The organism is Kocuria sp. CH-021 (genome assembly GCF_049716185.1).
Taxonomy (GTDB): Bacteria; Actinomycetota; Actinomycetes; order Actinomycetales; family Micrococcaceae; genus Kocuria; species Kocuria cellulosilytica.
The window spans coordinates 81,496-107,029 of sequence record NZ_JBNAFK010000006.1 but is presented as its reverse complement, the minus strand read 5'-3'; the positions used below and the strand labels follow the sequence as shown (position 1 = coordinate 107,029).

General features: G+C 73.4%; 18 protein-coding genes. 9 read left to right on the top strand and 9 right to left on the bottom strand.

Annotated elements, in window-relative coordinates; translation table 11 throughout:
* The first annotated feature begins 9 nt into the window (after positions 1 to 9).
* The gene (locus ACPYN7_RS06355; RefSeq protein WP_424347066.1) at positions 10 to 3,075 is read left to right on the top strand and encodes a bifunctional [glutamine synthetase] adenylyltransferase/[glutamine synthetase]-adenylyl-L-tyrosine phosphorylase; all 3,066 of its coding nucleotides are present in this window, start codon (positions 10 to 12) and stop codon (positions 3,073 to 3,075) included.
* Positions 3,076 to 3,164: 89 nt separating this feature from the next.
* Here the strand turns inward: ACPYN7_RS06355 and glnA are convergent, their stop codons facing one another.
* Positions 3,165 to 4,589: a type I glutamate--ammonia ligase gene (glnA, locus tag ACPYN7_RS06350; protein ID WP_368826425.1), complete on the bottom strand. Its 1,425-nt coding sequence runs from the start codon at positions 4,587 to 4,589 to the stop codon at positions 3,165 to 3,167.
* 196 nt (positions 4,590 to 4,785) lie between these two features.
* Between glnA and ACPYN7_RS06345 the strand changes: the two genes are divergently transcribed.
* The gene (locus ACPYN7_RS06345; RefSeq protein ID WP_424347065.1) at positions 4,786 to 5,232 is read left to right on the top strand and encodes an RDD family protein; all 447 of its coding nucleotides are present in this window, start codon (positions 4,786 to 4,788) and stop codon (positions 5,230 to 5,232) included.
* Between the two features lie 87 nt (positions 5,233 to 5,319).
* Here ACPYN7_RS06345 and ACPYN7_RS06340 read toward each other — a convergent pair whose 3' ends face one another.
* The 3 genes from ACPYN7_RS06340 to lipB all read right to left on the bottom strand — a co-directional run bounded on the left by ACPYN7_RS06340 (position 5,320) and on the right by lipB (position 8,022).
* Entirely contained in the window at positions 5,320 to 6,117 is a 798-nt protein-coding gene (locus ACPYN7_RS06340) for a DUF4191 domain-containing protein (protein ID WP_424347064.1), read from the bottom strand.
* 125 nt (positions 6,118 to 6,242) lie between these two features.
* On the bottom strand, positions 6,243 to 7,250 hold the full coding sequence (lipA, locus tag ACPYN7_RS06335; protein WP_058873696.1) for a lipoyl synthase: 1,008 nt from the start codon (positions 7,248 to 7,250) through the stop codon (positions 6,243 to 6,245).
* Positions 7,251 to 7,320: 70 nt separating this feature from the next.
* Entirely contained in the window at positions 7,321 to 8,022 is a 702-nt protein-coding gene (lipB, locus tag ACPYN7_RS06330) for a lipoyl(octanoyl) transferase LipB (RefSeq protein WP_424347063.1), read from the bottom strand.
* 105 nt (positions 8,023 to 8,127) lie between these two features.
* Between lipB and ACPYN7_RS06325 the strand changes: the two genes are divergently transcribed.
* Complete coding sequence (locus ACPYN7_RS06325; RefSeq protein ID WP_424347062.1) at positions 8,128 to 9,840, top strand: protein kinase; 1,713 nt, start codon at positions 8,128 to 8,130, stop codon at positions 9,838 to 9,840.
* A 37-nt stretch (positions 9,841 to 9,877) separates the two neighbouring features.
* On the opposite strand, the gene ACPYN7_RS06320 is transcribed toward ACPYN7_RS06325, so the two are convergent.
* From ACPYN7_RS06320 to ACPYN7_RS06305, 4 genes are all read right to left on the bottom strand, one after another.
* Complete coding sequence (locus tag ACPYN7_RS06320) at positions 9,878 to 10,225, bottom strand: hypothetical protein (protein WP_058873693.1); 348 nt, start codon at positions 10,223 to 10,225, stop codon at positions 9,878 to 9,880.
* Between the two features lie 132 nt (positions 10,226 to 10,357).
* Positions 10,358 to 12,667, bottom strand: a complete 2,310-nt coding sequence (sucB, locus tag ACPYN7_RS06315) for a 2-oxoglutarate dehydrogenase, E2 component, dihydrolipoamide succinyltransferase (RefSeq protein ID WP_424347061.1) — start codon at positions 12,665 to 12,667, stop codon at positions 10,358 to 10,360.
* A gap of 118 nt (positions 12,668 to 12,785) precedes the next feature.
* Positions 12,786 to 14,153, bottom strand: coding sequence for a dihydrolipoyl dehydrogenase (lpdA, locus tag ACPYN7_RS06310; protein ID WP_424347060.1), 1,368 nt, complete (start codon positions 14,151 to 14,153; stop codon positions 12,786 to 12,788).
* Positions 14,154 to 14,296: 143 nt separating this feature from the next.
* Complete coding sequence (locus ACPYN7_RS06305; protein WP_424347059.1) at positions 14,297 to 15,850, bottom strand: leucyl aminopeptidase; 1,554 nt, start codon at positions 15,848 to 15,850, stop codon at positions 14,297 to 14,299.
* 260 nt (positions 15,851 to 16,110) lie between these two features.
* Here ACPYN7_RS06305 and ACPYN7_RS06300 point away from each other — a divergent pair, with 260 nt between their 5' ends.
* From ACPYN7_RS06300 to ACPYN7_RS06285, 4 genes are all read left to right on the top strand, one after another.
* Complete coding sequence (locus ACPYN7_RS06300; RefSeq protein WP_058873689.1) at positions 16,111 to 17,028, top strand: proteasome assembly chaperone family protein; 918 nt, start codon at positions 16,111 to 16,113, stop codon at positions 17,026 to 17,028.
* Between the two features lie 90 nt (positions 17,029 to 17,118).
* The gene (locus ACPYN7_RS06295; RefSeq protein WP_424347058.1) at positions 17,119 to 18,414 is read left to right on the top strand and encodes an MFS transporter; all 1,296 of its coding nucleotides are present in this window, start codon (positions 17,119 to 17,121) and stop codon (positions 18,412 to 18,414) included.
* Between the two features lie 120 nt (positions 18,415 to 18,534).
* On the top strand, positions 18,535 to 19,896 hold the full coding sequence (locus ACPYN7_RS06290) for a DUF4192 family protein (protein ID WP_424347057.1): 1,362 nt from the start codon (positions 18,535 to 18,537) through the stop codon (positions 19,894 to 19,896).
* Positions 19,897 to 20,083: 187 nt separating this feature from the next.
* Complete coding sequence (locus ACPYN7_RS06285; RefSeq protein WP_424347056.1) at positions 20,084 to 21,607, top strand: RNA polymerase sigma factor; 1,524 nt, start codon at positions 20,084 to 20,086, stop codon at positions 21,605 to 21,607.
* 206 nt (positions 21,608 to 21,813) lie between these two features.
* Here ACPYN7_RS06285 and ACPYN7_RS06280 read toward each other — a convergent pair whose 3' ends face one another.
* Positions 21,814 to 22,014, bottom strand: a complete 201-nt coding sequence (locus tag ACPYN7_RS06280) for a DUF7455 domain-containing protein (RefSeq protein ID WP_017834164.1) — start codon at positions 22,012 to 22,014, stop codon at positions 21,814 to 21,816.
* Between the two features lie 255 nt (positions 22,015 to 22,269).
* On the opposite strand from ACPYN7_RS06280, the gene ACPYN7_RS06275 reads away from it, so the two are divergent.
* Complete coding sequence (locus ACPYN7_RS06275; protein WP_424347055.1) at positions 22,270 to 24,378, top strand: DNA gyrase/topoisomerase IV subunit B; 2,109 nt, start codon at positions 22,270 to 22,272, stop codon at positions 24,376 to 24,378.
* 100 nt (positions 24,379 to 24,478) lie between these two features.
* Complete coding sequence (locus tag ACPYN7_RS06270; RefSeq protein WP_424347054.1) at positions 24,479 to 25,531, top strand: malate dehydrogenase; 1,053 nt, start codon at positions 24,479 to 24,481, stop codon at positions 25,529 to 25,531.
* Positions 25,532 to 25,534: the final 3 nt, after the last annotated feature.

The window sequence follows — 25,534 nt, the reverse complement described above, 5'->3', positions numbered from 1 at the left end:
GACCGTCCCATGACACACCCTCCCCAGTCGGCCGCCGCCACGGATCCCGTCGCGTCCGGGCGGCTCATCAAGGTCGGCTTCGCCGACACGGGCAACGCCCAGCGCTGGCTCGGCTTCCCCGAGCTCGCCGAGGTCGACCTGGACCGGCTCCTGGAGGGGCTCTCGCTGGCGGCGTCGCCCGACGTCGCCCTGCAGCTCACCGTCCGCCTCCTCGAGGGCTCCCCGGAGCTCGCCGAGCGGATCAACGCCGGCCCGGAGGCCTCCGAGACCATGTTCCGGCTGCTGGGGGCCTCCGAGGCGCTCGGGGAGTTCCTGCTCCGGCGCCCCGAGCACCTGGACCTGCTCGCCGAGCCCGCCGCCGCCGAGCCCGAGGAGATCCCCGCGGAGCAGTTCCGCGCCGCGCTGCTCACGTCGGTCGGCGCGGACCCCGCCGCACGCACCCCGGTGGCGGCGGAGACCGGTGACACCGCCTGCAGCGCCCTGCGCGTCGCCTACCGGCGGGAGCTCGCGCGCATCGCCATCCGCGACGTCGGGGCGCTCTACCCCGCCGACCACATGCCCGCCGTCGGCCGTCAGCTGGCCGACCTCGCCGCCGCGGCCCTCGAGGCGGCGCTCGCCGTGTCCCGTGCGGAGGCGGCCGGCACCTGGGCCCCCGAGACCGTCGACCGGGTGCGGGTCGCCGTGATCGGGATGGGCAAGTGCGGCGCGCGGGAGCTGAACTACATCTCCGACGTCGACGTCGTGCACGTCATGGCCGTCGAGGACCCGGAGGGCGCCGAGCCCCTGGACGGGGCGGAGGCCACCGTCATCGGCACGGCCCTCGCCACCGGCACCGCCCGTGCGCTCATGTCCCGCGGCACCGAACCGCCCCTCTGGGAGGTGGACGCCAACCTCCGGCCCGAGGGCAAGGACGGCCCGCTCGTGCGCACCCTGGACTCGCACGTGCGCTACTACGAACGGTGGGCCGAGTCCTGGGAGTTCCAGGCCCTCCTCAAGGCCCGCCCCGTCGCCGGGGACCCGGAGCTCGGGGCGGCCTACCGGGAGGCCATCGAGCCGTTCGTGTGGCGCAGCTCCGCGCGCGAGGGCTTCGTCGAGTCCGTGCAGGCCATGCGGCGCAGGGTCACCGACAACATCCCGGCCGCTGAGGGCGAGCGCCAGATCAAGCTGGGCCCCGGCGGTCTGCGCGACGTCGAGTTCACCGTCCAGCTCCTCCAGCTGGTGCACGGGCGCACGGACGAGCGGGTCCGGACGCAGGCCACGACCGAGTCCCTCACCGCGCTCTCCGAGGGCGGCTACATCGGCCGCCAGGACAGCGAGCAGTTCTCCGCCCACTACCGCTGGCTGCGCCTGCTCGAGCACCGCATCCAGCTGTTCCGCCTGCGCCGCACCCACCTCATGCCGCGCGCGGAGCGGGAGCTCACGGTCATCGCCCGGTCGCTGCGCGGCGCCGCCGACACCGCCCGCCCCTCCGGAGACTCGCTGCTCGAGGAGTGGCGCAGGATCAAGCGCAGCGTGCGGGGAATGCACGAGCGGATCTTCTACCGGCCGCTGCTCGCGGCCCTCGCGCACCTGCCCGACACCGACACCCAGCTCTCGCCGGAGTCGGTGCGGGACCGGCTGGCCGCGCTCGGCTACCGGGACCCGAAGGCCGCGGTGCGGCACATCGAGGCGCTCACCCGCGGCGTCAGCCGGCGGGCCGAGATCCTGCGCACCCTGCTGCCCGTGCTCCTGCAGTGGCTGGCCGACGGGGTCGACGCCGACGCCGGTCTGCTGGGCTTCCGGCGGCTCTCCGAGTCCCTCGGCACCACCCCGTGGTTCCTGCGGCTGCTGCGCGACTCGAACGCCGCCGCGGAGCGGCTGTGCCAGATCCTCTCGAGCTCCCGGTACGTCACCGACCTGCTGGAGAACTCCCCGGAGGCGACCGCCTGGCTCGGCCAGGACGACGAGCTCTGCCCGGTGCCCTTCGAGACGCTGTGGAGCGAGATCCGCGCCCAGATGGCCCGCCACCCCGACCCCGGGGAGGCCGTGCGGATGATCCGGCTGATCCGCCGCCGCGAGGAGCTGCGCGTGGCGCTCGCGGACACCTCCGGGCTGCTCGAGGTCGAGCAGGTCGTGGAGGCGCTGTCCGACATCGACCGGGCCTGCATCCTGGGCGCCCTGCACGTGGCGGAGCGGGAAATCTACGAGCGGGACGGGCGGCTCGCCGACGTCCTGGTCGTGGCCATGGGCCGGCAGGGCGGGCGGGAGATCGGCTACGGCTCCGACGCCGACGTCATGTACGTCTACGCCCCGGTGGGGGACGCGGACCCCGCGGCGGCCCGGGAGCAGGCCGAGAGGCTGCTGCAGCGGATGGTGCAGCTGCTCAAGGCGCCCTGCACGCCGCCCATCGTGGCGGAACGGGTGCTGGAGATCGACAACGACCTGCGCCCCGAGGGCAAGCAGGGGCCCATGGTGCGCTCCGTCGACTCCTACGCCGAGTACTACGCCCGGTGGGCGCAGACCTGGGAGTTCCAGGCCCTCACCCGGGCCCTGCCCGTGGCCGGCAACGACGAGCTGGCCGACTCCTTCCGGCGCGTCATCGACCCGCGCCGCTACCCGGAGGAGTTCACCGAGCGCCAGCTGCTCGAGATCCGGCGGATGAAGGCCCGCGTCGAGAACGAGCGGATGCCGCGCGGCGCGGACCCGTCCCGGCACGTGAAGCTGGGGCGGGGCGGTCTCTCGGACGTCGAGTGGCTCGTCCAGACGCTGCAGCTCCAGCACGGGCACCGCGTCCAGGGACTGCGGACCACGAGCACCCTGCTGGCCCTGCACGCCGCGGAGGAGGCGGGCCTGGTCACGGCCGAGGACGCCACGGCCCTGTCCGCCGCGTGGCGGCTCGCCACCGCGGTGCGCAACGGCAACGTCCTGCGCACCGGGCGCCGCTCCGACGCCCTGCCCTCGAAGCGGGCCGACCTCGAGGCGGTGGCCCGCTGGTGCGGCTACGAGCACGGGGGCGCCGGGCGGCTCGAGGAGGACTACCTGCGGACCACCCGCAAGGCCCGCGCCGTCTTCGAGCGCCTCTTCTACGGGCACTGACGACTCCGGGCCGACAACGACACGGGGAAGGCCCCGGACCCCTCATAGGGGTCCGGGGCCTTCCCGGTGCGGCGGTGGAACGGTGCGGCTCAGACGCCGTAGTACATCGAGAACTCCAGCGGGTGCGGTACCACGGACAGCGGCTTGAGCTCGAACTCGCGCTTGTACTCGATCCAGGACTGGATGGTGTCCTCGGTGAAGACGTCGCCGGCGAGCAGGAACTCGTGGTCCTCCTCCAGGGCCAGCAGGGCCTCCTCGAGCGAGGCCGGGGCCTTCTTGATGTCCTTGGCCTCCTCGGCGGGCAGCTCGTAGAGGTCCTTGTCGATCGGGTCGGCCGGCTCGATGCGGTTGCGGATGCCGTCGAGGCCCGCCATCAGCTGGGCGGCGAACGCCAGGTACGGGTTGCAGGAGGGGTCCGGGGCGCGGAACTCGAGGCGCTTGGCCTTCGGGTTGGTGCCCGTGATCGGGATGCGGATGCCGGCGGAGCGGTTGCCCTGCGAGTACACCATGTTGACGGGGGCCTCGAAGCCCTTGACCAGGCGGCGGTAGGAGTTGACCGTCGGGTTGGTGAAGGCCAGCACGGCCGAGGAGTGCTGGAGCAGGCCGCCGATGTACCAGCGGGCGAGGTCGGACAGGCCCGCGTAGCCCTTCTCGTCGTAGAACAGCGGCTCGCTGCCCTTCCACAGGGACTGGTGGCAGTGCATGCCGGAGCCGTTGTCGTTGAAGACGGGCTTGGGCATGAACGTGGCCGACTTCCCGAAGGCGTCCGCGGTGTTCTTGATGACGTACTTGAACTTCTGCAGGTCGTCGGCGGCCTTGGTCAGCGTGTTGAACCGGTAGTTGATCTCGGCCTGACCGGGGGCGCCCACCTCGTGGTGGGAGCGCTCGACCTCGAGGCCCACCTCGTCCAGGGCCACGCACATGGCGTCGCGCAGGTCGGCCTGCTTGTCGACCGGGGAGACGGGGAAGTAGCCGCCCTTGGTGGCGGTCTTGTTGCCCAGGTTCCCGCCCTCCTCCTTGCGGCCGGTGTTCCAGGCGGCCTCGTCGGAGTCGATGGCGTAGAAGGAGCCCTGCGGCTGGATGTCGTAGCGGACGTCCTCGAAGATGAAGAACTCGGCCTCGGAGGCGAAGTTGGCCACGTCGGCGATGCCGGTCGACGCCATGTAGGCCTCGGCGCGCTCGGCCACGCCGCGGGGGTCGCGGTGGTAGGGCTCACCGGTGCGGGGGTTCACGATCGAGCAGGTGACCACGAGGGTCTTCTCGACGCGGAAGGGGTCCACGAACGCCGAGGTGGGGTCCGGGATGAGCTGCATGTCGGACTCGGCGATGCCCTGGAAGCCGCGGATGGAGGAGCCGTCGAACAGCTGCCCGTGCACGAAGAAGTCGTCGTCCACCGACTTGGCGGGGAGGTTGAAGTGCTGCTGCACGCCGGGCATGTCCGTGAACCGGACGTCGACGAAGACGATCTCCTCGTCCTTGATGAAGGCGAGGACTTCCTCGGGTGTCTGGAACATGTGCTGTTCTCCTTGTTAGGTGGGCTGGCCCGCCGTGCCAGGTGCGCTGGGTCGGCGTCCGTTTCCGGGGACAACGCTACGGACCGGGCATTAAGGCTCCGTGTCCCGGGTGTTTCCTCGGTGTTACGCAGGAGGGCCCGGGGGAGCCACGGTCTCCCGCCAGTCTAGGGGAGTCCCTCCCCGATACCCTGGGGGGATGATCGACAGACGTGATGTGGGCTCGTGGCTCGAGGGGCCGGGGACCGGCCGGCAGGAGTACCCGGGGCAGCGCCTCGGGCGCCCGGAGCAGGGCCCGGGCTCCGTGGGACGCGTGGGGCGGCGGATCGTGGCCCTGGTGCTGGACTGGTACCTGTGCTGGGCCCTGGCCCAGTGGCTCGTGCCCCAGTGGAACGAGCAGGGACTGATGACCCTGGCGTTCCTGTTCCTGCTCAACGTGCTGCTGGTCGGCGCGACCGGCCACACCCCGGGGCACCTGCTGCTGGGCCTGCAGGTGCAGACGCTGTCCGGGCGGCCCGCGGGCTTCGCCCGGGCCGTGGTCCGCTCCCTGCTGCTGTGCCTAGTGATCCCGGCGGTCGTGTTCGACCCGGACCAGCGCGGCCTGCACGACCGGGCGGCGGACACGGTCCTGGTCCGCACCCGCTGAGGCACCGGCACGGCGCCCGACGACGACGGAGCCCCTCGCCTTCCGCGGAAGGCGAGGGGCTCCGTCGTCGTGGGGCGGGCCCGCGGCTCAGCGGCCGCGCATGGCCCTGCGGTCCGGGCGGGCGCGCATCGGGTCCACGCCCTTGGGGATCGGCAGCCGGTTGCCCAGGGTGCTGATCCGCTTGTGCACGGTCTGCACCTCCTGCTGCGTGAGCTTCTTGTCGAGCTTCTTCATCTGCTTGGACAGCTCGCGAAGCGGCACCTGCCCCTCGCCCTTGCCGGTCTTGATGACGTGGATCGGCACGTTCTGGATCACGGGGCCGATCCGGCGGCGCTCCTTGGCGACGAGCTTGTCGACCCGCCCTGCGGGGCCCTCGGTCACGAGGACCACGCCGGGGCGGCCGATGGCGCGGAAGATGAGGTCGCGGGTGCGGGGATCCATGGCCGCGGGCTGGTCCTCGACGATCCAGCCGCGGCGCAGCGCGGACAGCGCGGCGCCGGCGGCCCCGGGCTGGTCCTCGATCCGGGCGAACGCGGCGCGCTCGGCCCGCCGGGAGAGGTAGAACGAGGCGGCGAGCAGCGCGAACGGCAGGCCGATGAGCAGCCCGGTGATCCAGTTGCCGAGCAGGACGCCGACGAGCAGGAAGACGAGGAGGACGCCGAGGCCGATCAGCAGCATCCACCAGCCGATGTTGGGCTCGACCTCGCGGGTCATCTTGAAGACCTGCTTGATCTGGCTGAGGAAGCCCGGCCCCTTGGTCGCCTTCCGCTGCTGCTTCGCCTCGCGCTTCTGCGCCCGGGTGGGCTTCCCGGTCGGCTTCCCCGCGGGTTTCCCGGGGGAGGAGGATCGCGACGTCGGGCGCGACTTGGCGTGGGAAGGTGACACGGTGAGACCTCGTCCTGTGGTGCGATGGCGGTGTTCCGGCGGACCCGCGGTGCCGGCGCGCGAGAGCGCCCGGCCGCGGTCCGTCCTCCAGTTTAGCGGGTGGGCGGGGCCGCGCCCGCCGGTCCTCAGCGGAGGCGCTGGACGAGCGAGGACGCCTCCTGGGAGGCGCTGCCGGTGTCCTCGATGTGCGCCAGGTGGGACGGGATCGGCCGGCCCGACTTCTCCATGGCGCGGGCCCACAGCCGGCCGGCGCGGTACGAGGACCGGACCATCGGGCCCGCCATGACGCCCAGGAAGCCGATCTCCTCGGCCATCTCGGAGAGCTCCACGAACTCCTCGGGCTTGACCCACCGGTCGATCGGGTGGAACAGCGGGGAGGGGCGCAGGTACTGGGTGAGCGTGATGATGTCGCACCCGGCGTCGTTGAGGTCGCACAGCGCCTCGTAGATCTCCTGGTTCGTCTCGCCCATCCCGAGGATGAGGTTGGACTTGGTGATCATCCCGGCGTCCTTGCCCTGGGTGATGACGTCCAGGGAGCGCTCGTAGGTGAAGGCGGGCCGGATCTGACGGAAGATGCGCGGGACCGTCTCCACGTTGTGGGCGAAGACCTCGGGCTCGGCGTCGATGACCTGCTGCAGCCGGTCGGGCACGCCCTGGAAGTCCGGGATGAGGATCTCCACGCCGGTGTTCGGGTTCAGCGTGTGGATCGCGCGGATGGTCTCCGCGTACAGCCAGGCGCCGCCGTCGTCGAGGTCGTCGCGGGCCACGCCGGTGACGGTCGCGTAGCGCAGTCCGAGCTCCTTGACGGACTCGGCCACCTTGCGGGGCTCGGTGACGTCCAGCAGGTCGGGCTTGCCGGTGGCGATGTCGCAGAAGTCGCAGCGGCGGGTGCACTTGGAGCCGCCGATGAGGAAGGTGGCCTCCCGGTCCTCCCAGCACTCGTAGATGTTGGGGCAGCCGGCCTCCTCGCACACGGTGTGCAGGCCCTTGCCGCGGGCGAGGGACTTCAGCTCCTGGAACTCGGGGCCCATCCGCGCCGTGTTCTTCAGCCAGGACGGCTTCTTCTCGATGGGCGTCTCGGCGTTGCGCGCCTCGACGCGCAGCAGGCGGCGGCCCTCGGGGGCAACGGTCATGGTCGGTCTCCTTGTCGAGATGTCGACGGTGGTGCGCTCACGGTCCCGGCGGTCCCGGGGGCGGCGCAGGTCAGCTGACGGCGGTGGGCCAGGGCAGCGGACCCGGGGTCCCCGAAGGGACGAACTGTTCGCACAACTCGTCCCGGCGGGCGGATATTTCCTGCTCCATGCGCGCGACCACCGCCTCCGGGGTCACGAGCCGGCCCGTCTCCTGCGAGAGGCTCGTGACGGAGGCGTCGGTGATGCCGCACGGGATGATCTTGCCGAACGGCCGCAGGTCGTTGGAGCAGTTCAGGGCGAAGCCGTGCATGGTGGCCCGCTTGGAGACCTGCACGCCGATGGCGGCGATCTTGCGGTCCGGCCCGCGCTCGTCCGCGAGCACCCACGCCCCGGAGCGGCCCGCCACGGTCGTGGCCTGCACCCCGAAGTCCGCGACCACGGCCAGGATGATCTCCTCGAGCAGGCGCACGAAGCGCACGACGTCGATGGGCGTGGTCAGCCGGACGATGGGGTAGCCCACGAGCATCCCGGGGCCGTGGTAGGTGAGCTTGCCCCCGCGGCCGATCTCCACGACCTCGGTCCCGTCGGTGGGGTGCTCGTGGGGCTCGGTGCGACGACCGGCCGTGTAGACCGGGGGGTGCTCCAGCAGCAGCACGGTGTTGGCCCGCTCGCCCGCGACGACCTCGCGGTGCACGTTCTTCTGCAGCTCCAGCGCCGAGCGGTAGTCGACGAGGTGCGGATCGAAGCCGAGCCGTTCGAAGCAGAGGGACATGTCCCCAGCCTATCGCGCGACCGGACCTGCGCGCGCCGGAGGGACCGGGCAGGGGGGCTGTGGACGGCGCCCGCGGCCCCGGGCGCCGGCGGGCATGCTGGGGCCATGGACCAGCGCCCCGCCGCGCACGGCGGCCACCACGAGATCACCCCGGGCCCGCCCTCCTCCGCCCGGGCACGGCTCGCCGCGGTCGTCCGGGACGACCGTGCGCACGGCCGCCCCGGCCCGTCCGAGGGCGCGCCGGCGGAGGACACGCCTCCGCGGCTGCCGCCCGAGGACGGGCTGGAGCCGGTGCGACGCCTGGGCGCACGCTCGTGGCTGGTGCGGGAGGCTCGGTCCGGGGAGCACTTCGTCCTGCGTCCCTGCCCGGAGGAGCCAGGCCCGGAGCGCGACCGGTCGCGGGCCGCGGCCCTCTCGCTCGCGGTCGCCCTGGCGGGCCGGGAGGACCCCTGTCTCGTGGCCGTGCGCGGACTGCTGGGCCCGGCGGCGGCACCCGTGGGGCTGGTCGAGGACTTCGTCGCGGGCGGTTCGCTCGCCGACCGGCTGGCCGAGCGCGGCCGGCTGGAGCCCGCCGAGGCGGCCGCGGTGCTCCGGGACGCCGCGACCGGCCTGGCGGCGCTGCACGCCCTGGACCGGTGCCACGGAGAGCTCTCCGCCCGCCAGGTCCTGCTCCGCGCCACGGCGGCCACGGACGGGGCCGGGCTCCGGGCCGCCGTGCGGGCCGGCACGGGGGACGGCAGTCCGGCGGAGGACGTCCGGGCGCTCGGCGCGATGGGGTGGGCGGCGCTCACCGGGCGGGCCCCGGCACGGCAGGCACGGCACGTGCCCCTGGCGCTGCTGTGCCCCGGCGCCCCCGCCGGACTCGTCCGGGCGGTCGAGGCCGCCCTGCAGACCGATCCGGCCGCCCGGCCGACCGCCGCGGACCTGGCCGGCCTGCTCGTGCGGGACGGAGAGCCGACCCCGCGCGGACCGGGGAGCCCGCCTGCCGGCCCGGCGCGGCCCCGGACCGGCAGGCGCCGGGCGGTGCTCGCGGTGGCACTGCTGCTGGCCGCCGGCAGCGCCGCCCTGCTCCTGCCCGGGGACGGCGACCCGTTCCCGGCGACGACGGCGGGCCCTGCGGTCGTGCCGGATCCGGTCGCCTCGTCGGGCCGCGCGGAGTGGTCGGTCCCGCTGCGCTCCCTCGGTCCCGGGCCCCTCGCACCCGGTTCCCTCGCGCCCGGGCCCGTCGCGTCCGGGCCGACGGGCAGGGCCGGTCCGGGCACCGGGCCCGGGGACGGGACGCGACAGGATCCTGCCGACGTCGCGGATCCCCGGAAGGCGCTGCGGGTCCTGGTGGCGCGGCGCGGCGAGGCCCTGCGCACGGGGGACGCGCGTCTGCTGGAGGAGGTGTACGCGGCGGGGAGCGAGACGGCGGCGGCGGACCGGGACACCATCGCCCGGGGCGCAGGGATCTTCTCCGAGCTCGAGCTCGAGGTCGGGAGCATCCGCGAGGCCCCCGCGGGGTCCTCGGGGCCGGGCACGGTCGCGCTGGTCGCCGAGGTGCGGGTGGAGGGCTACCCGGGCGAGCCGGGAGCGGCACCGTCCGTGGTGCCGGCGGGGGACGGATGGGTGCAGACGGTCCTCGCCGTCCTGGCCCAGGGCGAGCAGGGCTGGCGGCTGGCCGGGGTGGAGGCCGTGGCCGGCCCGACGGTGCCGCCGGGTCCGGAGCAGCCGGAGCCGGCACGGCGGGACCCTGCACGGCAGGCGTCGGCTCGGCGGGACCCTGCACGGCAGGCGTCGGCTCGGCGGGACCCGGCACGACAGGACCCCCGGGGCTGACGGGCAGCGCCGGGGGTCCGGTGGTGGGGGACGAGGGTCACCAGAGCGTGGCGACCGCCATGTTGATCAGCGCCAGCCCGCCCACGGCGTGGGCCAGGCCGGTCGAGACCGTCTCCCCGCGCTTGGTCCTCCGCTGCCCCACGAAGGCGGCGACCGCCACCGCCAGAGCGACGAGCAGCTTCACGGCGACCTTGACGTGGTTGACGTCGCCGTCCCCCATCTCGTAGATCGCCACGAGCAGGAGCCCGGTCACCAGGCTCAGCAGCGAGGCGTGGAACTGCCCCGGGGACACCGTGGGGCGCTTCATGGTGTAGATCCAGGTGCCCACGATGATCGCGGCGCCGACGAGGTGCAGGAAGACGAGGAGTCCGGTCAGGAAGGTCATGCATCCGAGCCTATCGGAGGCCCGCCCGCGCACGCCGGGAGGGCGTGCTCCCTGTGATCAGGAACACGCCCTCCCGGGGTGCCGCGCCCTCCGCCGGTGCTCAGCGGGGGCCGGGGACCACGGCCGGCCCGGTCAGAGACCGACCTCGGACTCGAAGCGGCCCTCCTCCAGGCGCGCCTTGAGCGCCTGGAGGAAGCGGCCCGCGTCCGCGCCGTCGACCAGGCGGTGGTCGTAGGTCAGCGACAGGTAGCACATCTGGCGGATGGCGATGGTGTCGTTGCCGTCCGCGTCGGAGACGACCATCGGGCGCTTCACGATCGACCCCGTGCCGAGGATGGCGACCTGCGGCTGGTTGATGATCGGGGTGTCGAACAGGGCCCCGAAGGAGCCGAGGTTCGTGATCGTGAACGTGCCCCCGGTGAGGTCGTCCGGCGTGATGTTGCCGTCCTTGGCCCGGGAGCCGAGGTCGGCGATCTGCTTGGCCAGGCCGCCGAGGTTGAGGTCGCCGGCGTTCTTGATGACCGGCACCAGCAGACCCTTCGGGGTGTCCACCGCGATGGCGATGTTCTCCGAGCCGTTGTAGACGATCTCCTTCTCGGCCTCCTTGAAGGTGGCGTTGAGCTTGGGGTGGGCCTGCAGCGCCTCGGCCACCGCCTTGGCGAAGAACGGCAGGTAGGTGAGCTTGGCGCCCTCCCGCTGCTGGAACTTCGCCTTCGCCCGGTCGCGCAGCACGGCCACCCGGGTCATGTCGACCTCGGTCACCTGGGTCAGCTGGGCGGCCTCCTGCAGCGACTCGCGCATGCGCTGGGCGATCGTCATCCGGATCCGCGGAGCCTTCTCCGTGGTCCCGCGCTTGGCGTCCGCCTTCGGCGCGGCCGGGGCGGCCTCCTGCGCCGGTGCGGCGGCGGCCGGTTCGGCGGCAGCCTCGCCGCCCTTCTGCTGCTCGGCGGCGGCCAGCACGTCCTGCTTGCGGATGCGTCCGCCCACACCGGTGCCGGTGAGCGTGGAGAGGTCCACGCCCTCCTTCTTGGCGAGCTTGCGCACCAGCGGGGTCACGTAGGACGAGTTGTCACCGGTCGGGGTCTCCGCCTTCTCGGTGCGGGCGCCGTCGCGCTGCGCCGCGTCCTGCTGCTCGTCCCCGGAGGTGTCGGCCAGCACGGGCTCCTCGGTCTCGACCAGGGCCTCGTCGCGGGACGGCGCCTTCTCCTGCTTCCCGGACGAGGCGCCCTCGTAGCCCTCGCCGCCGTCGGTGGACTGCTTCGCCGGCTGCTTCTCGGCAGACTTCTCGGCGGGCTTCTCCGCAGACTTCTCGGCGGGCTTCTCGGCGGGCTCGTCCCCGGAGGGGGCGGAGCCGGAGCCGATGATCGCCAGGACCTGGCCGACCTCGGCGTCCTCGTCCTCCTGCACCCGGATCTCCAGCAGGGTCCCGGCCACGGGGGAGGGGACCTCGGTGTCGACCTTGTCGGTGGAGACCTCCAGCAGCGGCTCGTCGACGGCGACCTCGTCACCGACCTGCTTGAGCCACCGGGTCACGGTGCCCTCGGTCACGGACTCGCCCAGTGCGGGCAGGGTGATCTCGCTGCCCTCGCCCGTCTGCTGGGCCTCGGCCTTGGGTGCCTGCTCCGCACCGGAGGACTCGTCACCGGAGGGCTCCGGCTCGGCGGCCTCGTCGGTCGCCTCCGGGGTCTCCGCCTCGGTCGCGGCGTCCTCGGCCTCCTGCCCGGAGGTGTCCTCGGCGGGCTTCTCGGCGGGCTCGTCCCCGGAGGGGGCGGAGCCGGAGCCGATGATCGCCAGGACCTGGCCGACCTCGGCGTCCTCGTCCTCCTGCACCCGGATCTCCAGCAGGGTCCCGGCCACGGGGGAGGGGACCTCGGTGTCGACCTTGTCGGTGGAGACCTCCAGCAGCGGCTCGTCGACGGCGACCTCGTCACCGACCTGCTTGAGCCACCGGGTCACGGTGCCCTCGGTCACGGACTCGCCCAGTGCGGGCAGGGTGATCTCGCTGCCCTCGCCCGTCTGCTGGGCCTCGGCCTTGGGTGCCTGCTCCGCACCGGAGGACTCGTCACCGGAGGGCTCCGGCTCGGCGGCCTCGTCGGTCGCCTCCGGGGTCTCCGCCTCGGTCGCGGCGTCCTCGGCCTCCTGCCCGGAGGTGTCCTCGGCGGAGGACTCGTCCTGGCCGGAGCCGCCCTCGGAACCGGAGCCCGAGCCGTCCCCGATGACGACCAGCGGCGCGCCGACCTCGACGTCCTCGTCCTCGTCGACGAGGATCTCCTCGATCACGCCGGCCACGGGGGAGGGGATCTCGGTGTCGACCTTGTCGGTGGAGACCTCCACCAGGGGCTCGTCGACGGCGACCTCGTCACCGACCTGCTTGAGCCACCGGGTCACGGTGCCCTCGGTCACGGATTCGCCCAGTGCGGGCAGGTTTACGGTTTCTGACATGGTCCGACCGTCTCTCTTTCGGTGCCTTCGATGGTGCCTTCGGTGGTGCGCTCCGGGTGGCGGCCCGGTGCCGGGGTGCTGGGGAGGCCCCGCCCGGCCGGGCGGGGCCACGGCGCGCTCAGCCGTGCAGCGGCGTCCCGGCGAGGGCCATGGCCGCCTCGCCGATGGCCTCGTTCTGGGTGGGGTGGGCGTGCACGAACGCGGCGACGTCCTCCGGGTAGGCCTCCCAGTTGACGATGAGCTGGCCCTCGCCGATCTGCTCGCTGATGCGCTTGCCGATGGCGTGGAAGCCGATGATCGGCCCGTCCTTCTCGCGCACGAGCTTGATCATGCCGCCGGTGCCCAGGATCGAGCTCTTGCCGTTGCCGGCGAGGTTGTACTCGGCGACCTCGACGTTGTCCTCGCCGAACTTCTCCTTGGCCTGCGGCTCGTTGTATCCCACGGAGGCGATCTCGGGCTCGGTGAACGTGACCTTGGGGATGTTGACGTCCTCGACGACGGCCGGGTTCAGCCCGGCGATCTCCTCGGCCACGAACCGTCCCTGCTGGTAGCCGCGGTGGGCGAGCTGCACGCCGGGGACGATGTCGCCGATCGCGTAGATGCTGCCGACGCCGGTGTGCAGGCGCTCGTCCGGGGTGACGAAGCCGCGGTCCATGGGGATGCCCTGCTCCTCGTAGCCCATGTCGGCGGTGTTCGGGCCACGGCCCACGGCCACCAGGACGATGTCGGCCTCGAAGACCTTGCCGTCGGCCAGGGTGACCTTCGCGCCGTCGTCGTCCTGCTCGACCTTCTCGAAGAAGGTGCCGAGGTTCGACTTGATGCCGCGCTTCTTGAACTCCCGCTCGAGCGCCTTCACGATCGCCGGGTCCTCGTTGGCGACCAGGTGGGGCAGGCCCTCGATGACGGTGACGTCCACGCCGAAGGACTTCCACATGGAGGCGAACTCGCAGCCGATCACGCCGCCGCCGAGGACGATCGCGCTCTTGGGCACGAAGTCGATCTCCAGCGCCTCGGTCGAGGTCATGACCCGCCCGCCGATCTCGACGCCCAGGGTCTTGGAGACCGAGCCGGAGGCCAGCACGATGTGCTTGCCGGTGTAGGTGGTGCCGTCGACCTCGACGGTGTTCTCGCCCGTGAGCTTGCCGACGCCCTCGACGACCGTGATCTTGCGCATCTTCATCAGGCCCGTGAGGCCCTTGAACTTGCCGGCGACGATCTTGTCCTTGTACTCCCGCACCGCGGCCATGTCGATGGAGTCCAGCGTGGTGTGGATGCCGTACTTGGAGCTCTCCCGGGCGTCCTCGGCGAGCTCGGCGGAGTGCAGGTAGGCCTTGGTCGGGATGCAGCCCCAGTGGAGACACGTGCCCCCGAGCTTGTTCTTCTCGACCAGCGCCACGGTGAAGCCGAGCTGGACGGCCCGCAGTGCGGCCGCGTAGCCGGCGCTCCCTCCGCCGAGGACGAGGATGTCGAATTCGTTGTCGGCCACGTGTTTGGCTCCCTTGCGCGTTGACGTCGTTCCGGGTGGGTCGCTCCCGTCCCGTGACGGGTTCGTTTCGTACATACCTTAGCCCTACGCCGGAGGGAGCGACCAGGCGGGCGCTCCCTCCGGCGCGGGGGTGTCGCAGGAGCTCAGCGGCCCCCGGCGACCGCGTCCTCGAGCAGCCGCACGAGCGTGCGCACGCCCGCTCCCGTGCCCTCGGCCGGGGTGTAGCCGTAGGGCGAGCCCTCGTTGAAGGAGGGGCCGGCGATGTCCACGTGCGCCCACGGCACCCGGGCGCCGTCCTCGCCGCCGACGAACTCGCGCAGGAAGATCCCGGCGACGAGCATCCCGCCGTTCTTGTCCCCGATGTTCTTGAGGTCGGCGACCTTCGAGTCCAGGGACGGGCGCAGGTGCTCGGGCAGCGGCATGGGCCAGCCGGCCTCCCCGGCGCCGCGGGCGGCCTCGGCCACGGCGGTGCGCAGGGCGTCGTCGCCCATGATCCCGAACGTCCGGGCGCCCAGGGCCACCATCTGCGCACCGGTCAGGGTGGCGATGTCGACGACGGCGTCCGGGCCCTCCTCGCACGCGGCCACGAGACCGTCGGCCAGCACGAGGCGTCCCTCGGCGTCGGTGTTGAGCACCTCGACGGTGCGTCCGCCGCGGATGGTGATGACGTCGCCGGGACGGGTGGCCGTGGAGGAGGGCAGGTTCTCGGCCAGGCACAGCCACCCGGTGACCTTCACCGGCAGCTCGAGCTCGGCGGCGGTGAGCACCGCGGCGAGGACGGCGGCGGCGCCGGCCATGTCCGACTTCATGGTCATCATCGAGGCCGGGGGCTTGAGGGAGAGCCCGCCCGAGTCGAAGGTGATGCCCTTGCCCACGTAGGCGTAGTGCTTGGCGGCGCGCGCCGGGGCGTACTCCAGCTTGACGAGGCGCGGACCGTGCACGGAGCCCTGTCCCACGCCCAGGAGCCCTCCGTAGCCGCCCTTGGCGAGCTCCTTCTCGGCGAGCACGCTCACGGAGACCTTGGTGCCCTTGGCGGCGCGGCGGGCGTAGTCCGCGACGGCCTCCGGGAACATGACGTTGGGGGAGAGGTCCACGAGGGTGCGGGCGGCCCGGACGCCGCGCCCGAGGGCGGCGGCCCGGTCGAGGCACCGGCCCAGCGCGGCACGCGCCACCCCGGGGGCGTGCACCACGGCGGAGGCCAGCGGGGCCTGCACGCCGGCGGCGGTCGCCGCGCGCTGGTGGGCGAAGGCGAAGGCGCCCAGGGCGGCGCCCTCGGCGACCGCGGCGGCGTCCTCCTCGGACGTGACGGGCAGCGCGAGCACCGCGGAGTCGGTCCCGGCGAGCCGCCGCACGGCCGCGCCGGTGGCCCGGCGCAGCGATTCGGCGCGCTCGGCGGTCTCCTCGGGCAGGGCGCCGATGCCGGTGAGGACCACCACGGTGAAGGGCAGCCCCGACGGGGCCGGCACCACGGTCACCTCGTCGGCGGCGCCCTTCACGCGCAGCGCCGCCGCGGCGTCCACCACGGGGGCGAGCCTGCGCTGCTCCCCGGCGGGGAGCACGACCCGGCCCGAGGCCTCGCCCTCCTGCCCCTTCTCCACGGCGAGCACGATCGCGTGGGCCGCGGTCCGGCCCAGGGCCTTGTGCGTGGCGGTGAGCTCGATGCCCCGTGGCTCGAGCAGGTCCTGTACGTCGGGCATGGATCGTCCTTTCGCTGAGGTCCGGGCCGGCCGGTCCGGACCGCTCCCGGCGGCCCAGCCCGGCCGGCAGGCGTGCTCTCGATCCTATCCCCGCCCCGCCGCGGCGCCGGGGCGGCAGCGCGGTGCGGGCGTCCCCCCGGCGCGGCGGGGAATAACGCGGTGCCCGCGGATGGTTGACATGATCCGGGCCGCCACCGCCGGCGTGCCCCACCGGTCTCCCCACGGACGCCCGGAACCGACCCACCCCAGGAGGAAGAGCTGTGCTGGACCCCACCTCGCTGTACCTGAGCAATCCCGCTCTGCTCGAGGACGCCCGGGTTCGTGGCCTGCCGCTGATCGTCGCCCTGTCCGGCTACGCGGAGGCGGGGCACGTGGCCGTGCAGATCGAGCACACCATCACGGAGGCCCTGCCGCACGAGGTCGTGGCCCGTTTCGACCTGGACCAGCTCTACGACTACCGCGCCCGCCGCCCGCACGTGACCTTCCGGGAGGACCACTTCGAGGGCTTCCAGAACCCGGAGCTGTCCCTGCGGCTGGTCACGGACGGCCTGGGGCGCAGCTTCGCGCTGCTCACGGGGCCCGAGCCGGACCTGCAGTGGAACCGGTTCACGGAGGCCGTCGTAGGCCTGGCCCGCCGGATGGACGTCTCGCTCGTGGCGATCGTCTCCGGGATCCCGATGCCGGTCCCGCACACCCGGCCGTTCATCGTCTCGGTGCACGGCAACCGGGCCGACCTGCTGCCCGCCGAGCACGCCTGGAAGCCCGTCGTGGAGATGAGCTCGTCGGCCGCCCAGCTCCTCGAGATCCGGCTGGGCGAGGCCGGGATCGACAACATCGGCTTCACCGTCCACGTCCCGCAGTACCTGGCCGAGGCGCACCTGCCGCACGCCGCCGTGGCCGCCCTCGAGCACATCAGCGCCGTGACCTCGCTGAACCTGCCCTCGGACGAGCTGCGCGAGGCGGCCCGCGAGATCGAGCAGCAGATCGACCAGCAGGTCGGCGCCTCGCCCGAGGTGCAGGCGGTCGTGGCCGGTCTGGAACAGCGCTACGATGACGTCGTCGACGCCTCGGTGCCGCGCTCCCTGCTGGTCGGGGACGAGTCCGAGCTCCCCGACGCCGACGAGATCGGCGCCGCGGCCGAGGCCTTCCTCGCCGCCCAGGAGGACGAGCAGGACTGAGCCCGCCCGGCGCGCGGCCGGCCCGGTGTCGTCCGGGGCGGCGCCGCCGTCCCGGGTCCCGGCCCGGTCCCGTCCCCGAGAGCGAAGTGCATGCAGTCCGACCGGTACCGAGCCCACGAGCCCGGCAAGGACTCACGCCGCGCCCACCTGGTCTTCGCGATCGGCACCTTCGCCTACTTCAGTGCCGTGGCCCAGCGCACCAGCTTCGGCGTCGCGTCGGTCGACGCGGCGGAGCGCTTCGGCACAGCGGCCTCCGCGCTGTCGCTGTTCTCGCTCATGCAGGTCCTCGTCTACGCGGGGCTGCAGATCCCCGTGGGCGTGCTCGTGGACCGGTTCGGCTCCCGCGTCATGGTCGCCGCCGGGGCGCTGCTCATGACGGCGGGGCAGATCCAGCTGGCGCTCGCCGACACGGTCGGCGAGGGCGTGGCCGCCCGGGTGCTCGTCGGCGCGGGGGACGCGGCCACGTTCGTGTGCGTGATGCGCCTGATCCCGGCGTGGTTCTCCGCGCTGCGCGTACCGCCGCTGACCCAGTTCCTGGGCGTGGTCGGCAACCTCGGCCAGCTCGTCTCCGTCATCCCGTTCGCCTGGCTGCTCGAGCTCACCGGGTGGTTCCCGTCCTTCGTGGCCCTGGCCTCGCTCGCGCTGCTCGCCGCCGTGCTCGCCGCGGCCCTGCTGCGCAACGCGCCCCCCGGGGTGGACGTCCTGAACCGGGAGCTGGGCCTGCGGCGCACCGGCCAGGTGCTCCGGCAGAGCGTGGCCGAGCCCGGGACCCGGCTCGGCTTCTGGGTGCACTTCACCACCCAGTTCGCGGGCAACACGTTCGTGCTCATGTGGGGGTACCCCTATCTCGAGTACGCGCAGGGCCTGTCCGACACCACGGTCTCCCTCGTGATGACCTCCTTCGTGCTCACCAACCTGGCCGTGGCCCTCGGCCTCGGCGGGCTCACCGCCCGCCGCCCGCACCGCCGGGTGCGCCTGTCCCTGGGCGTCACCGCCGTCATCTTCTCGGCGTGGGCCGTGCTGCTGGTCTGGCCGGGGACGGCGCCCGTCCCGGTCGTGCTGGCCGCCGTGTGCGTCATCGCGATCAGCATGCCGGCATCCATGATCGCCTTCGACATCACCCGCAGCTTCAACCCGGCACAGCGCTCGGGCACCGCCACGGGCATCGTCAACGTGGGCGGCTTCACCGCCTCCGTGCTGGCCATCTTCGTCACCGGCTTCGTCCTCGACGTGCTGCACGCCGCCGGCTTCCGCGACGAGCTGTACGCCCCCGACGCCTTCCGGATCGCGATCGCCGCGCAGTTCCTGATCGCGGCGGCGGGCACAGCGGGCGTGCTGGCCACCGCCCGGAAGGTGCGCCGGCGGCACGGTCACGACGCCGCCTGACCGGCCGCACGGGCCCGTCGGCACTGCACCGCGCCGGCAACGGGGGCCGGGCCCCGCTCCCGGTCCACAGCCCGGGCGCGGACCGGCGCGCCCGGACCCGGCCGCGCCCACGCTGGGCCCATGAGACAGCACCCCATCCGAGACCCCTTCGTCCCCGTCGTCCGGTGCGCGGCCGACCTGCTCGCCGTCGTGCCGCACACCCTCGGCTACTGGCCCGCCGACTCCCTCGTCCTGTTCGCCGCCGGAGGCGGGACGGCGGGGGCGTGCGTGCGCGTGGACCTCCCGGGCAGTCCGTCCGACCAGGGCCTCCGCGCGGCCTTCGTCGCCGATCTCGCCGACCTCGTGGGCCACGACGCCCTGAGCGACCGGGTCTTCGTGATCGTGTACACGACGTCCGCCGCCGGGGGCCGGCCCGTCGGGGTGGACGGGCTGCTCGCGCTCGTGGACGAGGCCGCCCGGCGCGCCGGGCGGGCCGTGGCGGGGCGCTGGATCGTGGCCGGCGACCGGTGGTGGCCGGCCGATGACCCGGCCGACGTCCAGGACGTCGCCGGGATCGAGGACAGCGCCGTCAACGCCGCGCTCGTGGCCTCCGGCAGCTCGTACGCGGCCGCTCCGCGGCTCGCGATGGACCACGAGTACGGGGCCCTGCCGGCCGGCACCGACCGGGGCGCCGGGCGCGCCGCGCTCCGCTGGGCGCGGGCCGGGGGCGGCGCCTGGCACCACCTCGACCGCCTCGTGCCGGCCCTGTCCGTCTGGGCCGACGTCCTCGCCGGTGTCCTGGGCTCGCCCGGGGGCCCCGTGCCCGCGGTGCTCGGCAACGACGACGAGCTGCTCGGCTTCCTGGCGGCGAGCCTGACGGACCCCGTGCTCGCCGACCTGCTCCTCGTGGCCTGCGCCACGGACGACCTCGACGGCGTCCTGGCGGCCGCCGCGATGTGGGCCGAGCTGTGCGACGACGTCGACGACCCGCAGGCCGGCGCCGAGGGCGTGCCGATCGGGCCCACCCTCGCACCGGCGCCCGCGCGGCTGCCGACCGTGCCCCGGCGGCCGCAGGCCGGGGAGGAGCCCGGTCCGGGTCCCGCCCCGCTGCCCGGGCCCGACGCGGGGGAGCTCGTCCGGCTGTCCCGCGTGCTCACGGGCGAGTGGGCGGACGCCCCGCACTGGCCGCTGCTCGACACCCTGTACCGGGTGCTGCAGGTGCTCGGCTGGCTCCTGGAGCCCGCCGGGCCCGGCGGGCCGACCGAGCATCCCGGGCGGGACGGGGCGGACGCAGCGCTGGAGCGGGTCGTGCTCGCGGGCGTGCTCGTCGAGCTCGCGCAGCTCAACCGCTTCCGGGCGCGCGGTTCCCACACCGCGCACTTCGTCCGCCGGGCCACGGCCCTGGTCCCGGGCCACCCGTCGGCACTGCGGGTCCTGCGCCTCGCCGACGCCCGTCCCGTGCCGCTCTGGGCGCGGGACCGCACCACCGCCTGGCACTCGTGACGCCCCGGGTCCGTGGCTTTTTCGGATCCGATGGCAGAACGGGAACAAATCCCGCGCACGCGTGGTTCCGGCTGTCAGGACCCTTCAAGCCCGCCGCACCGGACTCTGCCCGGCGCACGGACTTGACAGGGTCATAGGCGTGTTGCCCCGAGGGCGGACGCCGTGACCGCTCAACGAAAGGCTCTCAGTGTCACCTGCCGCCAGCAAGAAGACGACGGACACCGCCGCCGAGGCCCCGGCCACCGGGGACGCTCGGTCGCCGTCCGGCACCACGGGCGCGTCGCCGCGGGCGAAGACCGCCGCTGCGAAGTCGACCGCCGCCAAGAAGACCGTGGCCGCCAAGAAGACCACGGCGGCGAAGTCCACCGCCGCGCGCTCCGGCGCGGCCAAGAGCGCCGCGGCCGGCTCCACGAAGTCCACGGCCGGCAAGTCGACCGCGACCAGGACCGCCGCGAGCAAGGCGCCCACGGCGACCAGGTCCGCGGAGAAGGCCCCGGCCGCGCCGAAGGCCACGGGCCGCCAGAAGGCCGCGGCGTCCACGGCCAAGGAGGCCCAGGACGTCGCCGGGGCACCCGACGAGGACGCCGTCGTCACCGACGACGCCGACCTCGAGACGGGCCTGACCGACGAGGCCGGAGTGGTCGACCCGGAGGTGGACGAGGACGAGGAGACCGAGGAGGAGGCCGCGCCCGAGGACCCGGCCGCCGCGCCCGCGCCCAAGGACGAGAAGACCTCCGGCTTCGTCATCACCGCGAACGACGACGACGACGCCCCGGCCCAGCAGGTGGTCTCCGCGGGGGCCACCGCCGACCCGGTCAAGGACTACCTCAAGCAGATCGGCAAGGTCGCGCTGCTGAACGCCGAGCAGGAGGTGGACCTGGCGCTGCGGATCGAGGCCGGCCTGTACGCCGAGCACAAGCTCGCGGACGGGAAGGACTCCCTGGACCCGCAGACCCGCAAGGAGCTGCGCTGGGTCATCCATGACGGGAAGCGCGCCAAGAACCACCTGCTCGAGGCCAACCTGCGCCTGGTCGTCTCCCTGGCCAAGCGCTACACCGGCCGCGGCATGCTGTTCCTGGACCTCATCCAGGAGGGCAACCTCGGCCTGATCCGCGCGGTCGAGAAGTTCGACTACACCAAGGGCTTCAAGTTCTCCACGTACGCCACGTGGTGGATCCGCCAGGCCATCACCCGCGCCATGGCCGACCAGGCCCGCACCATCCGCATCCCGGTGCACATGGTCGAGGTCATCAACAAGCTCGCCCGAGTGCAGCGTCAGATGCTGCAGGACCTGGGCCGGGAGCCCACCCCGGAGGAGCTGGCCAACGAGCTCGACATGACGCCCGAGAAGGTCGTCGAGGTGCAGAAGTACGGCCGGGAGCCGATCTCCCTGCACACCCCGCTGGGCGAGGACGGCGACTCGGAGTTCGGCGACCTGATCGAGGACTCGGAGGCCGTGGTCCCCGCGGACGCCGTGAGCTTCACGCTCCTGCAGGAGCAGCTGCACTCGGTCCTGGACACGCTCTCCGAGCGGGAGGCGGGCGTCGTGGCGATGCGCTTCGGCCTGACCGACGGCCAGCCCAAGACCCTCGACGAGATCGGCAAGGTCTACGGCGTGACCCGTGAGCGCATCCGGCAGATAGAGTCCAAGACGATGTCCAAGCTGCGCCACCCGTCCCGCTCGCAGGTGCTGCGCGACTACCTCGACTGAGCGGTCCGTCCCGCGCCCGGACGCCGTCCGGGCGCGGGACGCCCACGGCCGGAGCCGCTGCCCGTGCCTGACCCGCTGTCCGCTCCGGCGGTCGGGGCGGGCCGCCGGGAGCGTCCGCGCCACCGGGAACGCAGGAGGGCCCCGACACCAGGTGTCGGGGCCCTCCTTGCATCCCTTGCGTCGACCGCCCGTCGCGGGCGTACGGGTCAGGAACCGATGCGCTCGGTCTCGTCCTGCCAGGTGGCGGCCAGGGGCCGCAGCTTCTGCTCGTTCTTGCGCGCGTGGTGAGCGCAGAAGAGCAGCTCACCGCCCGTCGACTCGAGGATCACTCGGACGTAGGCCTGGGCGCCGCACGCGTCGCAGCGGTCGGTCGCATTGAGTTCTCGGCTCTCCAATGTTGCGTTCACGGGATCCTCCTCCTGTGTCGTACGCGTTGCACGGGGCACGGGGCCGCCGGTGCGGGTACCCGGGGTCTCGTGGACGCTTCGGGGTACTGCTACATACAACCACGGCCGTCGGACATTCGATCCCGGCGGCAGCCGATTTTCGCCCCGGGCGTAGGTCGGGCCGTCCGCCGGCGGACCGCGGCCCCGGGAGGGCCGTGTCCGCCGCCCCGACTACAGTGGTGGGGAATCCCGCCGTCCCCCAGGAGTCGTATCCCCGTGACACCGTCCCGTTCCGAGTACAACGCCCGCCACCTCTCCGTCCTCGAGGGCCTCGAAGCCGTCCGGAAGCGGCCGGGCATGTACATCGGCTCCACCGACTCCCGCGGCCTGATGCACTGCCTGTGGGAGATCATCGACAACTCCGTGGACGAGGCGCTCGCCGGCTTCGGCCACCAGATCACGGTGGTCCTGCACGCCGACGGCGCCGTGGAGGTCCACGACGACGGCCGCGGCATCCCCATCGACCTCGAGCCGCGGACCGGGCTGACCGGCGTGGAGGTCGTCTTCACCAAGCTGCACGCCGGCGGGAAGTTCGGCGGCGGCTCCTACAGCGCCTCCGGCGGCCTGCACGGCGTGGGCGCCTCCGTGGTCAACGCGCTCTCCGCGCGCCTCGACGTCCAGGTGGACCGCGGCGGGAAGACCTACCAGATGTCCTTCCGGCACGGCGAGCCGGGACGCTTCGTCGACCAGGGCCGGCCCTCCCCGCACGCGCGCTTCGAGCCGTTCGTGGAGGGGTCGGTGCTCGACGTCGTCGGCAAGGCCAAGCGCGGGGTCACCGGGACCCGGATCCGGTACTGGGCGGACGAGCAGATCTTCACGACGGACGCCAGGTTCAGCTACGAGGAGCTGGCCAAGCGTGCCCGGCAGACCTCGTTCCTGATCCCGGGGCTGCGCATCACCGTGCGCGACCAGCGGGGCCTGCCCGGCACGCCGGGGGAGTTCGGGACCCACGAGGAGGTGTTCCAGCACGACGGCGGGATCTCCGAGTTCGTCGAGTACCTCGCCGCGGACAGCTCGGTCACGGACGTGTGGCGCTTCCAGGGGGAGGGCCGGTTCACGGAGAACGTCCCGGTCCTGGACGAGAACGGCCGTTCCAAGCTGACGGAGCTGGAGCGCACGTGCGAGGTCGACGTCGCCCTGCGGTGGGGCATCGGCTACGACACGTCCCTGCGCTCGTTCGTGAACATCATCGCGACCCCCAAGGGCGGCACCCACCAGGCCGGTTTCGAGGCGGCCCTGCTGAAGACGTTCCGGAAGCAGATCGAGGCGAACGCCCGCAAGCTCAAGGCCGGCAGCGACAAGGTCGAGAAGGACGACGTCCTGGCCGGGCTCACGGCCGTGCTCACGGTGCGGCTGGCCGAGCCGCAGTTCGAGGGCCAGACCAAGGAGGTCCTGGGCACCCCGGCCGTGCGCCAGATCGTGAGCCGGGTGATCGAGAAGGAGCTGACCGCCAAGCTCACGTCCACCGGGCGGCACGACAAGCAGCAGGCCGGGCAGCTGCTGGAGAAGGTCGTGGCGGAGATGAAGTCCCGCATCTCCGCGCGGGTGCACAAGGAGACCCAGCGGCGCAAGAACGCCCTGGAGACCTCCTCGATGCCGGCCAAGCTCGTCGAGTGCCGCTCGAACGACGTGGAGCGCTCCGAGCTGTTCATCGTGGAGGGCGACTCCGCCCTCGGCACGGCGCGGCTGGCCCGGTCCTCGAACCACCAGGCGCTGCTGCCGATCCGCGGCAAGATCCTCAACGTGCAGAAGGCGTCCATCACGGACATGCTCGCCAACACGGAGTGCGCCGCGCTCATCCAGGTCATCGGGGCCGGCTCGGGGCGCACCTTCGACCTCGCCGCGGCCCGCTACGGCAAGGTCATCATGATGACGGACGCCGACGTCGACGGCGCGCACATCCGCACCCTGCTGCTCACGCTGTTCTACCGCTACATGCGCCCGCTCGTGGAGGCGGGGCGGGTCTACGCGGCGGTGCCCCCGCTGCACCGGGTGGAGATCGTCAACGCCGGCGGCAAGGCCAACGAGATGGTCTACACGTACTCCGAGCGCGAGCTCGAGGACCTGCTCGCCCGGCTGGAGGCGGAGGGGCGGCGCTACAAGGAGCCCATCCAGCGCTACAAGGGCCTGGGCGAGATGGACGCGGACCAGCTCGCGGAGACGACCATGGACGTCCGGCACCGGATGCTGCGCCGGATCCGGGTCGAGGACGCCGAGGCGGCCGAGCACGCCTTCTCCCTGCTCATGGGCTCCGAGGTGGCCCCGCGCAAGGACTTCATCATCGAGGGCGCCGCGCAGCTGGACCAGGAGCGCATCGACGCCTGAGGGGCCCGGCGCGGGAGCCCGGGAGCGGCCGGGCCCCGCCCGGCGGCCCGGCCGCTACGCTGGGCAGGGACGAGCGACCGTCCCCCAGGAAGGACCCCGCATGACCGCCACCGGCCCGCACACCCCGTCCACCGCACCCGCCCGGCCCCGGCCGGTCACCGTCACCGTGACGGGCGCCGCGGGCCAGATCGGCTACGCCACCGTCTTCCGGGCCGCGGCGGGCGACCTCCTCGGGCCCGGCACGCCGGTCCGGCTGCACCTGCTCGAGCTGCCGCAGGCGCGGCGGGCCGCGGAGGGCACGGCCCTGGAGCTGCAGGACGGGGCGTTCCCCCTGCTCGACGGCGTGGAGGTCTTCGAGGACGCGGACGCCGCCTTCGACGGCGCCTCGGTGGGGCTGCTGATCGGGGCCCGCCCCCGGTCCCAGGGCATGGAGCGCGCGGACCTGCTCGAGGCCAACGCCGGGATCTTCTCGGTCCAGGGGCGGGCCGTCAACCGGGGCGCGGCCGAGGACTTCCGGGCCGTCGTGGTGGGCAACCCCGCCAACACCAACGCGTACATCGCCGCCTCGCACGCCCCGGACGTCCCGCGCGAGCGGTTCACCGCCCTGACCCGGCTCGACCACCACCGCGCGCTCGCGCAGCTGGCCGCGGCCACCGGGGCGCGCGTCGACGAGATCGAGGGCGTGGCCGTGTGGGGCAACCACTCCGCGAGCCAGTACCCCGACCTGACCCACGCCACGGTCGGGGGCCGGCCGGCGCTCGAGGCGCTCGCGGAGAAGGGCCTGGACCTGGACTGGGTGGACAGCACCTTCATCCCCCGGGTCGCCCGCCGCGGCGCCGAGATCATCGACGTGCGCGGCGGCTCCTCGGTGGCCTCGGCGGCGCACGCGGCCCTGTGCCACGTCCGCGACTGGGTCCTGGGGACCGCCGAGGGCGGGTGGACGTCCATGGCCGTGGCCTCCGACGGGTCCTACGGCGTGCCGGAGGGGCTCGTCAGCTCCTTCCCGGTCGTCTGCCGGGACGGGCGCGCCGGCATCGTCCCGGACCTCGAGCTCGGCGGGTTCTCGCGCTCCCGCATCGACCGCTCCGTCCGCGAGCTCGAGGAGGAGCGCGCGGCCGTGACGCAGATGGGGCTGCTCGGCCCCCGCCGCTGAGGC

Coding starts and splice junctions, on each gene's coding strand:
- ACPYN7_RS06355 (WP_424347066.1), top strand. CDS start 10: ATGACACACCCTCCCCAGTCGGCCGCCGCCACGGATCCCGTCGCGTCC.
- glnA (WP_368826425.1), bottom strand. CDS start 4,589: ATGTTCCAGACACCCGAGGAAGTCCTCGCCTTCATCAAGGACGAGGAG.
- ACPYN7_RS06345 (WP_424347065.1), top strand. CDS start 4,786: ATGATCGACAGACGTGATGTGGGCTCGTGGCTCGAGGGGCCGGGGACC.
- lipA (WP_058873696.1), bottom strand. CDS start 7,250: ATGACCGTTGCCCCCGAGGGCCGCCGCCTGCTGCGCGTCGAGGCGCGC.
- lipB (WP_424347063.1), bottom strand. CDS start 8,022: ATGTCCCTCTGCTTCGAACGGCTCGGCTTCGATCCGCACCTCGTCGAC.
- ACPYN7_RS06325 (WP_424347062.1), top strand. CDS start 8,128: ATGGACCAGCGCCCCGCCGCGCACGGCGGCCACCACGAGATCACCCCG.
- ACPYN7_RS06320 (WP_058873693.1), bottom strand. CDS start 10,225: ATGACCTTCCTGACCGGACTCCTCGTCTTCCTGCACCTCGTCGGCGCC.
- sucB (WP_424347061.1), bottom strand. CDS start 12,667: ATGTCAGAAACCGTAAACCTGCCCGCACTGGGCGAATCCGTGACCGAG.
- ACPYN7_RS06305 (WP_424347059.1), bottom strand. CDS start 15,850: ATGCCCGACGTACAGGACCTGCTCGAGCCACGGGGCATCGAGCTCACC.
- ACPYN7_RS06295 (WP_424347058.1), top strand. CDS start 17,119: ATGCAGTCCGACCGGTACCGAGCCCACGAGCCCGGCAAGGACTCACGC.
- ACPYN7_RS06290 (WP_424347057.1), top strand. CDS start 18,535: ATGAGACAGCACCCCATCCGAGACCCCTTCGTCCCCGTCGTCCGGTGC.
- ACPYN7_RS06270 (WP_424347054.1), top strand. CDS start 24,479: ATGACCGCCACCGGCCCGCACACCCCGTCCACCGCACCCGCCCGGCCC.